The following is a 13,326-nucleotide window of genomic DNA, read 5'->3' as shown; positions in this document are numbered from 1 at the left end:
CGGACAGCAGTACGGGGTCCCACCCACACCCATCGTCCGTCCTGGGGCGAGCCGGTCGACAACGGCCTGCTCCGACCGAGACACCGGCGCCACCGCGTCCGAACTGGCCTTCCATCCAGACCCGAGCGGGCGTCGAGCTCCGGAGCGCAGGCTGTCCGGTACGCCCCCGAGGGTGACCCGACACATAAGGAGTGCGCGGTGACACCGGAGAAGACGAAGCGCGAACAGCGCCCCGAGGAACACACGGAGCGCTCGGGCCGGCGGCCCGGAGAACTCGGCAGTCTCGACGTGTGGGCCCGGTCCGCCCCGATCCGACTCGCGGGGTACGAGGACGACCTCGCCGAGCCGCACATCCTGCCCAGCGTGGACTGACCTCCGGGGCCGGCCCGCCGCGACCGCCGCACGCTGCTCCGGCGGTGCAGACCCGCACCCCCCCGCCCCGCGTGGCCGCCACCGACTCCCGCCTCACCCGGCCACGGGGGCCGTCCGCTGCCACGGGCTCAACTCCTCCAGCTCCTCCGCCAGACCGAGCAGCAGGTCCTCCGTACCCGGCCGCCCCACGAGCTGTACGGCGCACGGGGCGCCCGAGGGCAGGGCGCCGGCCGGGACGGACATGGCGGGCCAGCCGGTCAGGTTCCACGGCGGGGTGAAGGGCGAATAGGCCGTGTTGGCCAGCACGTTGGGCAGCCAGCCGCGTTCGTGCCAGGCGCCGGCCCGCGGGGAGCGGCGGGCCAGCGCGGGGGTGAGCAGCACGTCGTACTCGGTGAAGAACGGCGTCAGCCGGGCGCGCAGCCGTTCACGGTCCGCACCGGTGCGGACCCGCCGGACGAACGGGCGGCCCACGGCCGCGTGCACCCGGGTCCGGCGGGCCAGCCGCGCCCGGTCCAGGCCCTCGGCGTCCACCGCCGTGCCCGCCGTCCAGTGCCGGAGCGCGGTCACGCCGAGCGAGAGCGGGTACGGCGGCTCGGCCCGCCGCACCTGGTGCCCGGCCCGGGCCAGCACCCCGGCCGCCTGCCGGACCGCGGTCGTATACGGCCGGCTCACGCTCACCCCGGCGAGCGGACTGCGCACCGCGGCGGCGATGCGGAGGCGGGGCCGCTCCTCCCGGCGCTCGCACCCCCCGTCCGCGAGGACCGCCAGCATCAGCCGCAGGTCCGCGACCGTCGTGGCCAGCGGGCCGTTCTCCGACATCCCGAACCAGTCTCCGTTGCCGATCCCGGCCGGCACCACCCCGTGCCCCGGTTTCAGCGTGACGAGCCCGCAGTTCGCGGCGGGGATGCGCAGCGAGCCCATGCCGTCGTTGCCGAGCGCGAGCGGCACCAGCCCCGCGGCGACCGCCGCCGCGCTGCCGCCGGAGGAGCCGCCGGCCGTGCGGGCGAGGTCCCAGGGGTTGCGGGCGATGCCGTACGGGCCCTCCGTGGTGCCGAAGACGCACAGCTCGGGCACGTTCGTCAGGCCGACGACCACCGCACCGGCCGCCCGCAGCCGGGCCACCGTCACATGGTCCTCGGCGGCCGGGACCTCCGGGGTGGCGGCCGAGCCGTTGCGGGCCGCCTCACCGCGCACCGCGAGGTTGTCCTTGACCGCCAACGGCACTCCGGCCAGCGGCAGTCCGGCCAGGTCGGCGCGGGAGGCCAGCTCGTCGGCCTCGGCGAGCGCCGCCTCCGCCCGGACCTTCCGGAACGCCCCGATCCGGCCGTCGAGCCGCTCGATGCGGGCGAGCTGCCCGGCCACCACCTCCCGGGGTGTCACCCGCTTCTCACGGACGGCGGCGGCGATCTCGACGGCACTCCGGCCGGCCCAGCTGCTCACGGGCACTCCTCGCTACTCAACGGTACGGACGGCGGGTAGGAGAACTCTGCACGGTGGGAGGGAGTACGTCGAGGGGATCCGCCCGGTGAACCGGGACCGGCGGCCGGTCAGGGCACCCTGCCGCCCGGGGCGCGGACGGCCGCGGTGCTGCCCCGCCCCGTCAGCCGTGGCACCGGGACCCCCACCGCCCGTGCCGGGGCGCCGTCGAGCAGGGAGAGCAGTTCGCGGGCGGCCGTGCGGCCGAACTCGGCGCTGTCGCGGGACAGGGCGGACAGCCGCGGGGTGACCATGCGGCACAGCGCCGAGTCCTCCCAGGAGACGACGGAAACGTCCTCCGGTACACGGCAGCCCAGTCCGGCCGCCGCCGAGACCCCGGCCACCGCCATCACGTCGTTGTCGTAGATCAACGCGGTCGGCGGAGCAGGGGAGTTCAGCACCCGGCGGGTCACGGCCGCGCCCTGGGTGTCGGAGTAGTCCGTGGTCACCGAGCGGACCTCGGTCAGGCCGCGCCGCTCCGCCTCCGCGCGCAGGGTCGCGGTCCGGCGCCGGGTGTGGGCGAGGTCGGGCAGGCCGGCGATGTGCACGATCCGCCGGTGGCCGAGGGCGGTCAGCTCGTCCACGACCGAGGCCATCGCACCCGCGTCGTCCGCCCAGACGGTGGACAGGCCGGGATGGCGTTCGTCCGGCGCGCCGCCGATCACCACGGCGGGCAGGCCGAGTTCGTCCAGCAGGCCGGGGCGCGGGTCGTCGGCCCGCGGGTCGGCCACCAGGACGCCGTCCACCCGGTGCTCCGCCCACCAGCGCCGGTACACCGCGCACTCGTCGGTCACGTCCTGCGCCACCTGGAACAGCAGGCCCAGGTGCCGTTCGGCCAGGACCTCCTGGATGCCGGAGACGAGCTGGAGGAAGAACGAGTCGACGCCCAGCGTGTGGGCGGGACGCGCCAGGACGAAGCCGACCGTCGCCGCGCCCTCCCCGGACAGCGCCCGGGCGGCCGTGCTGGGGCGCCAGCCGAGCTGTTCGGCGACCCGGCGGACGCGGGCGCGGGTGGCCTCGGAGACGCCGGGGCGGCCGTTGAGCGCGAAGGACACCGCGCTCTCGGAGACTCCGGCGCGCCGGGCGATGTCCTTCATCGTGGGCCGGCGGGCGGGGGACCGTCTGGTCGGCATCTTCCTCCCCTTCGGAGAGTGCGTGCTAATGCGCTTGAGTACGCGGATGTGTCAAGACCCTAAAGCGCATTAGTGAATTGCGGCAAGCGTGGCGTCAAAACGCTTCTGACCTGCACTAATGAAGGCCGATTTTCTTTAGCCCGGCGAATCCATTGACTTCCTCGGAAGGCCGCGGGCAAGGTCTCTGACGCCACCCAGCATCCCGACACAGCAAGGGAGCCGTGTCCCCGTGCCCATGTCCCGCAGAGCCCTCGCCGCCGCTGCCGTCGCCCTCGTCCTGCCGCTGAGCGCCTGCGGTTCGGGTGGTGACGACGGCGGTACGACCGACGCCTCCGGCAAGGTGGAGGGCGACATCACCTTCCAGACCTGGAACCTGCGCGCCAACTTCAAACCGTACTTCGAGGGCCTGATCGCCGACTTCGAGAACACGTACCCGGGCACCCATGTGAAATGGGTCGACCAGCCCGCCGAGGGCTACCCGGACAAGCTCAGCGCCGAGGCGGCCGGCGGCACCCTGCCCGACGTCGTCAACGTCTCCCCGGACCTGGTCGCCCCGCTCGCCGAGGCCGGCCTCGCCCTCGACCTCGACAAGGCCGCCGGCGCCTACCGGTCCGAGTACCTGCCCGGCGCCTGGGCCGGCCACCGCATACCGGGCAGGAAGGGCACGTACGCCTTCCCCTGGTACCTCAACACCGGCCCGCTCTTCTACAACAAGGCGCTGTTCCGGCAGGCCGGTCTCGACCCCGAGCGGCCGCCGAAGACGTACGACGAACTCTTCGCCGACGCGCTGCGGATGGCCGGCGAGACCGGCGGCAAGGTCGCCACCCTCGCCAACGTGCCCACCATCGAGGACTTCGGGCGCTACGGCGTCCCGCTGATGAACGAACAGGGCACCGGCTTCGCCTTCAACGACCCCAAGGGCGTGGAACTGCTCACCAGGTACAAGAAGCTGTACGACGCCAAGGCCCTCGACCCGCAGGCGCTGACCGCCACCGGGGAGTCGGCCGGCAAGAAGTTCCTCACCGGCGCCGTCGCCATGAACCCCGGCAGCGCCCTGGACCTCGGCAACTTCAGGAAGAACGCGCCGAGCCTGTACCGCGACATCGGCATCACCGACCAGATCACCAGCACCGGGCACGTCAACATGTACGTGATGGGCGTGATGGTCAGCTCCCGCAGCAGGCACACCCCGGCCGCGGTCGCCTTCGCGCACTTCGTCACCGACGCGCGGCACCAGATGTCCTTCGCCAAGAAGGTCGCCATCTTCCCGAGCACCGCCGGCTCCCTCGACGACCCGTACTTCACCAAGGAGGACGGCACCGACGAGACCCGGGTACGCGTGGCCGCCGCCAAGTCCCTGAAGAACGCCGTCAACTACACGCCCGTACTGTTCAGCGACCAGATGAAGACCGCGCTGCGCAACGAGGTCGCCAAGGCGCTCCAGGGCAAGCAGAGCCCGAAGGAAGCCCTTGACAACGCTGTCAACGCCGCCGACCGGCTGCTCCGGCAGGGCTGACCCGCCATGGCCACCCCCTCCCGCGTCAGGCGCCAGCTGCCGTCCAGCCCCTGGCTGTTCGCCGCGCCCGGACTGCTCGTCACCGGCGCCTTCGTGCTCTGGCCGTTCGCCTCCACCCTGGTGAACTCCCTCACCGACCGCCGCACCCTCGTCCCCGGCCGCTTCGTGGGCCTCGCCAACTTCCGCGAACTGCTCCACGACGACATGTTCTGGACCGGCCTGCGCAACAGCACCCTGTACATCGCCGGCGTCGTACCCGCCCTCGTCCTCCTGCCGCTGCTGCTCGCGCTGCTGGTGCAGCGGAACATCCCCGGCATCAGCTTCTTCCGCTCCGCCTTCTACACCCCGGTCGTCGCCTCGATCGTCGTGGTCGGGCTGATCTGGGTGTGGCTGCTGGACGAGCGCGGCCTGGTCAACTCCCTGCTGGAGACCGTGGGGGTCGGCCGGATCGGGTTCCTGAGCGACCAGTGGCTGCTCCTGCTGAGCGCCATGGCGGTCACGGTGTGGAAGGGCCTCGGCTACTACATGATCATCTATCTGGCCGCGCTGGCGAACGTGCCGCGCGAACTGCACGAGGCCGCCGCCGTGGACGGCGCCGGGCCGGTGCGCCGCTTCCTCTCCGTCACCGTGCCCGCCGTGCGCTCCACCATGGTGCTGGTCGCCGCACTGTCGTCCGTCGCCGCCTTCAAGGTGTTCTCCGAGGTCTACCTGATGGCCGGCCCGGACGGCGGCCCGGCCGGCGAGGACACCACCCTCGTCATGCTCGTCCAGCGCACCGGCACCGGCCTCACCGGCCGGGTCGGCTACGCCTCCGCCCTGTCCGTCGTCGTGTTCGCCGTCACCGTCGCCCTGATGCTGCTCGTGCTGCGCGCCGACCGGAAGGAGGAGCGTTGAGCGTCCTGGAGCGGGTACGGCCCGAGCGGCCGGCCACCGCGGCCCGCGAGCCGCGCGTCACGGACGGGCACGGCCGCCGGATCCGGGCCGGCGAGCTGGCCTGGCGCTACCTGCTGCTGCTCGCCGTCCTCGCCCTGACCGCCGGCCCGTTCCTGTGGCAGCTGTCCACCTCCCTCAAGGGCCCCACCGAGGACATCTACAGCTCCCCGCCCCGGTTCCTGCCCGGCCACCCCACCCTGCACAACTACGCCCGGGTCGCCGACACCATCCCGGTCTGGGACTACGCCCTGAACTCCCTGAAGGTCGCCACCGCCAACGTCGTCACCAACTGCGTCGGCTCCGCACTCGCCGGGTACGCCCTGGCCCGGCTGCGCTACCGCGGCCGGGGCGCGGCCACCCTCGTGTTCGTGCTGGCGATGCTCGTGCCCGTCGAGGGCATCGTCATCGCCCAGTTCACCACCATGCGCGAACTCGGCCTGAACAACACGCTGATCGGGGTCGTACTGCCCGGCGCCGTCGGCGCGATGAACGTGCTGCTGATGCGGGGCGCCTTCCGCAACCTGCCCTACGAGATCGAGGAGGCGGCCTACGTCGACGGCGCCCACGTCTGGCAGCGGTTCTGGCACGTGGCCCTGCCGTCGGTGCGGGGCACCCTCGCGGTCGTCGCGGTCTTCGCCTTCATGGGCGCCTGGGACGACTTCCTGTGGCCGCTGATCGTGCTGAGCGACCCCTCCAGGTTCACCCTGACCATCGGCCTGAACTACCTGCACGGCACCTTCGCCAACGACGAACGCCTCGTCGCCGCCGGGACCGTGATCGCCGTGGCCCCGCTCATCGCCCTCTTCGCCTGCCTCCAGCGGTACTTCTTCCGCGGGGTCGGCGAGGGCGCGGTCAAGGGCTGAACCTCCCCCGAATACAAGGACACCGCATGCCCGCTGCCGTGCGCTTCGGCGTCAACTACACGCCCAGCGAAGGGTGGTTCCACCACTGGCTCGACTTCGACCTGGACTCCGTGCGCGCCGACCTCGACGCCGTCGCCGCCCTCGGCCTCGACCACATCCGGGTCTTCCCGCTGTGGCCGTACTTCCAGCCCAACCGCACCCTGATCCGCCCGCGCGCCGTCGACCAGCTCGTGGCCCTCGCCGACGCCGCCGCCGAACGCGGCCTCGACGTCAACGTGGACGGACTCCAAGGGCACCTGAGCAGCTTCGACTTCCTGCCCGCCTGGACCCGGACCTGGCACCGCCGCAACCTCTTCACCGACCCGGACGTCACCGACGGCCAGGCCGCCTACCTGCGCACCCTCGCCGCCGCCCTCGCCGACCGGCCCAACTTCCTCGGCATGACCGTCGGCAACGAGGTCAACCAGTTCGCCGCCGGCCCCCACCCGGACCCCGACCGGATCACCTCCGGGCAGGCCGAACGCTGGCTCACCCGGATGCTCGCCGCCTGCGCCGCCGGCGCCCCCGGCCGGCTCCACCTGCACGCCTCCTACGACGCCGCCTGGTACCAGGACGACCAGCCCTTCACCCCCGGCCACTCCGCCCGGCTCGGCGACCTCACCGCCGTGCACTCCTGGGTCTTCAACGGCACCGCCCAGCGGCACGGCCGTACCTCGGTGCCCGCCGAGCACCACGCCGCCTACCTGGTCGAGCTGAGCAAGGCCTGGGCGGACGAACCGCACCGGCCGGTGTGGCTCCAGGAGGTCGGCGCGCCCGCGCCCCTGGTACCCGCCGAGCATGCCGCCGCCTTCGCCGAGGCGACCCTCACCCACGTCCTGGACTGCCCGGACCTGTGGGGCGTCACCTGGTGGTGCTCCCACGACGTCCCGCGCACCCTCGCCGACTTCCCCGAACTCGAATACTCCCTCGGCCTGCTGACCGACGGCCGGCGGCCCAAGGACATCGCCCGGGTGCTCGCCGGAGCGGCCCGCCGGACCCACCGCGCCCCGGCGGTGCGCGGCACGGCCCTCGTCGTACCCGCCGCGCCCGCCCGGCGCTCGCGCTGCGCGCCCGGCGGCGACGTCTTCGACGCCTTCTTCCGGCTCGTCGCCGACGGCGCCCGCCCCACCACCGTCCTCGACACGCGCGCCGACGACAAGGACCACCTCGCCGCACGCGGCATCACCGACGTCGTCACCCCCGGCCAGGTACTCCCCACCCCCCACGGAGGCACCCGCTCGTGAACCCCACCAGACGCACCGTCCTGATCGCCGCCGGTACCGCCGCCCTGACCCCCGCACTGCCCGCGGCGGCCGCCCCGCGCGCCGCCGCCGCCACCCCGCCGTACACCGCCTACTGGTACCCGGACTCGCTGCCCGCCGGCAGCCCCGGCCCCGGCATCACCTGGCGCAGCCTGAAGAGCTGGCGCGCGGCCGACGACCCCGACCTCGCCTTCAACGCCGCGACCGTGCCGCTCGCCCCCCGCTTCACCCCGGCCCCGGCGAACCCCACCGCCCGCTCGGGCCAGGCCCGCGTCCAGGCGCTCGTCTCCTTCGGGCCGACCTCGGGCAACCCCTCCCAGGGCTCGGCCACCGCCGACCACTACGCCCTGACCCACTGGGCGTACCTGGACGAGCTGGTCTTCTGGGGCGGCTCGGCCGGCGAGGGGCTGATCCTCGCGCCGAACGCGCCCGTCGTGGACGCGGCCCACCGGCACGGCGTGCCCGTCCTCGGGAACGTCTTCCTGCCGCCGGCGGCCTACGGCGGACAGCTGCGGTGGACCCGGGACCTGGTGCAGCGGGACGCCGCCGGGCACCACCCGCTCGCCGCGCAACTCGTCGCGGTCGCGGCGGCCCACGGCTTCGACGGCTGGTTCGTGAACGCCGAGACCGGCGGCGGGAACACCGCGCTGGGCACGGCCGTGCTGGGCTTCGTCCGGGAGCTGAAGGCCCTCGCGGCCGCCCGCGGCCAGCGGGTGACCTGGTACGACGCGATGACCGTGAACGGCACGGTCGGCTGGCAGGGCGCGCTGAACAGCCAGAACCAGGCGTTCTTCCAGACCGCCGACGACATGTTCGTGGACTTCCGGTGGAGCGCGGCCACCCTGGCCTCCTCCGGTACGAGGGCGGACCGGCTGGGGCGCGGCCGCTACCGGCTGTGGGCCGGCGTCGACGTGGAGTCGAACGGGTCGGGCACCCCGGTCGACTGGGACGCGATCGTGCCGGCCGGCAGACCGCACGTCACCTCGCTCGGTCTCTACCGGCCCGAGTGGACCCGCAACCACCTGCCCGCCGACCGGCGCACCCCCGGGGACTTCCACGCGGCCGACGACCGGTTCTGGACCGGGCGGTCGCTGGACCCGGCACGGCCGGACCCGAGTGATCCGTGGCGGGCGCCGGCGGTCTCCGTGGCGGACCGGTCGACGGTGACCTCGGTGCCGTTCGCGTCCGTGTTCAACACCGGGCACGGGCTGCGCTTCTACGAGGAGGGGGCCGTCGTCTCGGCGGCGCCGTGGAACCACCTGGGGCTCCAGGACCGGCTGCCGTCACGGCGCTGGGTGGTGCGGACGGCGGGGGAGCGGCCGTCGGTCGCCTTCGACTTCGCCGACGCCTGGCGGGGCGGGAGCAGCGTGCTGGTGGCCGGTGGTCTGGATCAGCCGGCGGTGGTGGACCTGTACGCGACCCGGCTGCCGATCGGTGTGAACACGGTTGTCGACCTGACCTTCCGGAGCGAGTCTGGGAGGGTGAGCGCCGAACTGGCGGTGGCGACGGCCGAACCGGGCGCGTCGGGGGCGACACCGCCGTACACGTATCTGCCTGTGGACCCGGTCGGCAAGGCGGGCCGAGTGCGGCCGGCCGACGGCTGGCGGACCGTGACCGTCCCGCTCACCGGCCTGTCCGGTACCGTCCACGCCCTCGGCGTCCGCCTCACCGCGGCGGACGGCCCGGTCCGCTGGCGACTGGGCGGCCTCGCCGTCCGTCCCGACGGCACCCCGCCGCCGCCCGCCGCCCCCACCGGCGCCCGTGTCACCGCGGCGAACGGCGGCGACCTCCGGCTCGCCTGGAACACCGCCCCCGGCACCGTCCGCCACTACACCCTGCACCGTCTCCTCCCCGACGGAACCCGCCGCTTCCTCGGCGCCACCGGCCAGCGCGCCTGGTTCGTCGCCGGCCAGCGGCCCGAACAGGGCGAGAGCGTGGCACGGTTCGAAGTACGCGCGGTGGGGGAGCTCTACGACGCCTCGGCCCCCGTCACCGTCACCCACCCCTGGTCAACACCGCAACCCGCAGGGAGCACCCCGCATGCATGACGACCGCACGCTGGTGGAAGCCCGCCTCAGGCGCGTCCTCGACGAACGTGTCCGCCCCGCCGTGTACCCCGAGTCCGTGCCGCTCCGGGTCGAGGTGTGGCACGCGCCCGGCGAGCCCGTGCCGGTCGCGGAGGGGCTCGCCGCCGAGCCCGGGCCGATCGAGGTGGGCGCCCGGTGGGGCGCCCCGTGGGGCACCAGCTGGTTCCGGGTGACCGGGACCGTGCCCGAGGCGTGGGCCGGCCGGACCGTCGAGGCGCTGCTGGACCTGGGCTTCGACGAGAACATGCCCGGCTTCCAGTGCGAGGGCCTGGTCTACCGGCCCGACGGCACCCCGGTGAAGGGCCTCAACCCGCGCAACCAGTGGGTGCGGATCGGCGCTCCCGTCGCGGGCGGCGAGGAGGTGCGCCTGCACATCGAGGCCGCCTCCAACCCGGTCGTCCTCGACTACCACCCCTTCCGGCCGACCCCGCTGGGCGACAAGGACACCGCCGGCAGCGAGCCGCAGTACACGCTCACCCGCATGGACCTCGCCGTGTTCGACGAGACCGTGTGGCAGCTGGTGCTCGACCTGGAGGTGCTGGGCGAGCTGATGGCCGAGCTGCCCGTGGACTCCGCGCGCCGGCACGACATCCTGCGCGCGGTCGAACGCGCCCTGGACGCCGTCGACCTCCAGGACGTGAACGGCACGGCGGACCGGGCGCGGGCCCGGCTGACCGGCGTGCTGTCCGCCCCGGCCGTGCCGTCCGCGCACCGGATCAGTGCCGTCGGGCACGCGCACATCGACTCGGCCTGGCTGTGGCCGCTGCGCGAGACGGTGCGCAAGGTGGCCCGTACGACGTCCAACATGACCGCGCTCATCGAGGACGAGCCGGAGTTCGTGTTCGCCATGTCCCAGGCGCAGCAGTGGGCCTGGGTGAAGGAGCACCGGCCCGAGGTGTGGGCGCGGGTGAAGAAGGCGGTGGCGGAGGGCCGGTTCGTGCCGGCCGGCGGGATGTGGGTGGAGTCGGACACCAACATGCCCGGTTCGGAGGCGATGGCCCGGCAGTTCGTGCACGGCAAGCGCTTCTTCCTCGACGAGTTCGGCATCGAGAACGAGGAGGCGTGGCTGCCGGACACCTTCGGCTTCGCCGCGGGCCTGCCGCAGATCATCAGGGCGGCCGGCTCCAAGTGGCTGCTGACGCAGAAGATCTCCTGGTCGCAGACGAACCGGTTCCCGCACCACACCTTCCACTGGGAGGGCATCGACGGCACCCGGATCTTCACCCACTTCCCGCCCGTCGACACCTACAACTGCTCGATGAAGGGCAGTGAACTCGCCCACGCGGCACGCAACTTCCGGGACAAGGGCCGGGCCCGGCACTCCCTCGCGCCCACCGGCTGGGGCGACGGGGGCGGCGGCACCACCCGGGAGATGGTCGCCAGGGCGGCCCGGCTGCGCGACCTGGAGGGCTCCCCGACCGTGGTCTGGGAGGCCCCGCGCGCCTTCTTCGAGAAGGCCGAGGCCGAGTATCCCGAACCGCCCGTCTGGGTCGGCGAGTTGTACCTGGAACTGCACCGCGCCACGCTCACCAGCCAGGCGAAGACCAAGCAGGGCAACCGGCGCAGCGAGCACCTGCTGCGCGAGGCCGAGCTGTGGGCGGCCACGGCGGCCGTACGCACCGGATTCCGCTACCCCTACGAGGAGCTGGACCGGATCTGGAAGACGGTCCTGCTGCACCAGTTCCACGACATCCTGCCCGGCTCCTCCATCGCGTGGGTGCACCGGGAGGCGCGGGCGACGTACGAGCGGATCGCCGCCGAGCTGGACGGGATCACCGGCGCGGCGCAGCGGGCCCTGGCCGGCGAGGGCGGCACCGAGCTGCTCTTCAACGCGGCCCCGCACGCCGGCCAGGGCGTCCCGGCGGGTGGTGCCGCCCCGCCCTCCGTGACGGGCCGCACGCGGCTCACCCCGCGCGAGGACGGCGGGTTCACGCTGGACAACGGCCTGCTGCGGATCACCGTCGACGCCCGGGGCCTGGTCGTCTCCGCCTACGACCCCGCCGCCGACCGCGAGACCGTCGCCCCCGGCCGCGCCGCGAACCTCCTCCAGCTGCACCCCGACTTCCCGAACATGTGGGACGCCTGGGACGTCGACTCCTTCTACCGCAACACCGTCACCGACCTCACCGACGCCGAGTCGGTCACGGCCGGCGAGGACGGCGCCTCGGTACGCGTCGTGAGGGCCTTCGGCTCCTCCCGGGTCACCCAGCTGCTGACCCTGCCGCCGGGGGAGCGGCGGCTGCTCCTGGACACCGAGGTCGACTGGCACGAGACGGAGAAGTTCCTGAAGCTGGCCTTCCCGCTCGACCTGCACGCCGAACGGTACGCGTCCGAGACCCAGTTCGGGCACGTCTTCCGCCCCACCCACACCAACACCTCATGGGAGTCGGCCAAGTTCGAGGCCTGCAACCACCGCTTCGTCCACCTGGAGGAACCCGGCTGGGGCGTGGCGATCGTCAACGACTCGACGTACGGCCACGACGTCACCCGTACGGTCCGTGCCGACGGCGACCGCGGCACCACCACGACGGTCCGGGTCTCCCTGCTGCGCGCCCCGCGCTTCCCCGACCCCGAGACCGACCAGGGCGTGCACCGCTTCCGGCACGCCCTGCTGCCCGGCGCCTCGATCGCCGACGCGGTCCGCGAGGGCTGGCGGGTCAACCTGCCCGAACGCCGCCTGACCGGCGCCCGGGAGGTCGCGCCGCTGGTCACGGTCGACAACGACGCGGTGGTGGTGACGGCGGTGAAGCTCGCCGACGACGGCAGCGGGGACGTGGTCGTCCGCTTCCACGAGGCCCACGGCGGCCGTGCCCGGGCCACGCTGACGGCCGGGTTCGCGGTCGCGGAGGTCATGGCGACGGACCTGCTGGAGCGGCCCTGGGACGAGGGCAGGCCGCCGGTGCCGGACGGCGACCGCGTCACCGTGCGGCTGCGCCCGTTCGAACTCGTGACCCTGAGGCTGCGCAGGGCGTGACACCGCGGCGGGCAAGGGGGCCCGGCGCGACCCGCCCCCGCCCGCCGCCCGGGCTTTCCCCGGCCCGGACACAGCGACGATGATGTGCCGATGCGACGAAGAAGGGTGCCCGACAACTCCTGGGCCGCGGAGCCGGATCCTCTGCTGGCCCTCGCCCGGAGGGACCTGTCGTTCTACGCGCGGGCCTCCGACCGCGCCAGGCGGCTGCACCACGCCACCGAGCTCGGCGCCCTCCTCACGACGTCGGTGACCGTCGTCGCCGCCGGTCTGCACGCCCCCGCCTGGCTGACCGCGCTGATCGCGGGCGGTGCCGTCTTCTGCACCGGCATACGCCAGCTGTACGGCGCCGGCTCGCGCTGGGTGCTGGCCGCGCAGGCGCGGGAGTCGCTGCGCCGGGCACTCGACCGCTACCTGCTCCTGCCGGAGCCCGAACGGGACGCGGCGGCGCGGCAGGCCCTGCAGACGGTGGTCGAGGAGGTCGGCGCGAACGAACTGCGCTCCTGGTCCGAGGCGCAGAGCGGGCGCCCGGAGGCGCCGCCGCCGGTGGCGGGAACCTGACCGCGGGAGGTGCCCGTCCGTCCGCTCGCGGGCGGGGCCGGCCTCCAGCACCTGCCGATGCCCGACCGCCCGGCCGTCCCCGGCACCCGGCTGCCGCGCCGCCCCGCGCCCGG

10 protein-coding genes are annotated in these 13,326 nt (G+C 73.8%); 8 read left to right on the top strand and 2 right to left on the bottom strand.

The genetic code is table 11. The annotated features are described in order from the left end of the window. Nucleotides 1–198 precede the first annotated feature (198 nt). Nucleotides 199–372 (top strand): hypothetical protein, encoded by a 174-nt coding sequence (locus tag IG05_RS47205; RefSeq protein WP_107051458.1) that lies wholly within the window; start codon nucleotides 199–201, stop codon nucleotides 370–372. 93 nt (nucleotides 373–465) lie between these two features. On the opposite strand, the gene IG05_RS0131690 is transcribed toward IG05_RS47205, so the two are convergent. Together IG05_RS0131690 and IG05_RS0131685 are read right to left on the bottom strand one after the other, a co-directional pair. After that, entirely contained in the window at nucleotides 466–1,812 is a 1,347-nt protein-coding gene (locus IG05_RS0131690) for an amidase (RefSeq protein WP_030347486.1), read from the bottom strand. A 107-nt stretch (nucleotides 1,813–1,919) separates the two neighbouring features. Continuing rightward, on the bottom strand, nucleotides 1,920–2,981 hold the full coding sequence (locus tag IG05_RS0131685) for a LacI family DNA-binding transcriptional regulator (protein ID WP_030347485.1): 1,062 nt from the start codon (nucleotides 2,979–2,981) through the stop codon (nucleotides 1,920–1,922). Between the two features lie 229 nt (nucleotides 2,982–3,210). Between IG05_RS0131685 and IG05_RS0131680 the strand changes: the two genes are divergently transcribed. From IG05_RS0131680 to IG05_RS0131650, 7 genes are all read left to right on the top strand, one after another. After that, the gene (locus IG05_RS0131680; protein ID WP_030347484.1) at nucleotides 3,211–4,497 is read left to right on the top strand and encodes an ABC transporter substrate-binding protein; all 1,287 of its coding nucleotides are present in this window, start codon (nucleotides 3,211–3,213) and stop codon (nucleotides 4,495–4,497) included. A gap of 6 nt (nucleotides 4,498–4,503) precedes the next feature. Then, complete coding sequence (locus IG05_RS0131675; RefSeq protein WP_030347483.1) at nucleotides 4,504–5,391, top strand: carbohydrate ABC transporter permease; 888 nt, start codon at nucleotides 4,504–4,506, stop codon at nucleotides 5,389–5,391. Continuing rightward, the gene (locus IG05_RS0131670) at nucleotides 5,388–6,293 is read left to right on the top strand and encodes a carbohydrate ABC transporter permease (protein WP_030347482.1); all 906 of its coding nucleotides are present in this window, start codon (nucleotides 5,388–5,390) and stop codon (nucleotides 6,291–6,293) included. The genes IG05_RS0131675 and IG05_RS0131670 overlap by 4 nt, the downstream gene beginning before the upstream one ends. A gap of 26 nt (nucleotides 6,294–6,319) precedes the next feature. Continuing rightward, nucleotides 6,320–7,576, top strand: a complete 1,257-nt coding sequence (locus tag IG05_RS0131665; RefSeq protein WP_030347481.1) for a glycoside hydrolase 5 family protein — start codon at nucleotides 6,320–6,322, stop codon at nucleotides 7,574–7,576. Further along, the gene (locus tag IG05_RS0131660) at nucleotides 7,573–9,642 is read left to right on the top strand and encodes an endo-beta-N-acetylglucosaminidase (protein ID WP_051790461.1); all 2,070 of its coding nucleotides are present in this window, start codon (nucleotides 7,573–7,575) and stop codon (nucleotides 9,640–9,642) included. Before IG05_RS0131665 ends, IG05_RS0131660 begins: the two co-directional genes overlap by 4 nt. Continuing rightward, nucleotides 9,635–12,655, top strand: a complete 3,021-nt coding sequence (locus IG05_RS0131655) for an alpha-mannosidase (RefSeq protein ID WP_030347479.1) — start codon at nucleotides 9,635–9,637, stop codon at nucleotides 12,653–12,655. Before IG05_RS0131660 ends, IG05_RS0131655 begins: the two co-directional genes overlap by 8 nt. A gap of 90 nt (nucleotides 12,656–12,745) precedes the next feature. Continuing rightward, complete coding sequence (locus IG05_RS0131650; RefSeq protein ID WP_051790458.1) at nucleotides 12,746–13,213, top strand: DUF4231 domain-containing protein; 468 nt, start codon at nucleotides 12,746–12,748, stop codon at nucleotides 13,211–13,213. Nucleotides 13,214–13,326: the final 113 nt, after the last annotated feature.

Origin of the sequence: Streptomyces sp. NRRL S-1022 (assembly GCF_000720135.1) — a bacterium.
Taxonomy (GTDB): Bacteria; Actinomycetota; Actinomycetes; order Streptomycetales; family Streptomycetaceae; genus Streptomyces.
The sequence above is the reverse complement of the archived record's forward strand: the minus strand, read 5'-3'. Positions and strand labels throughout refer to the sequence as shown.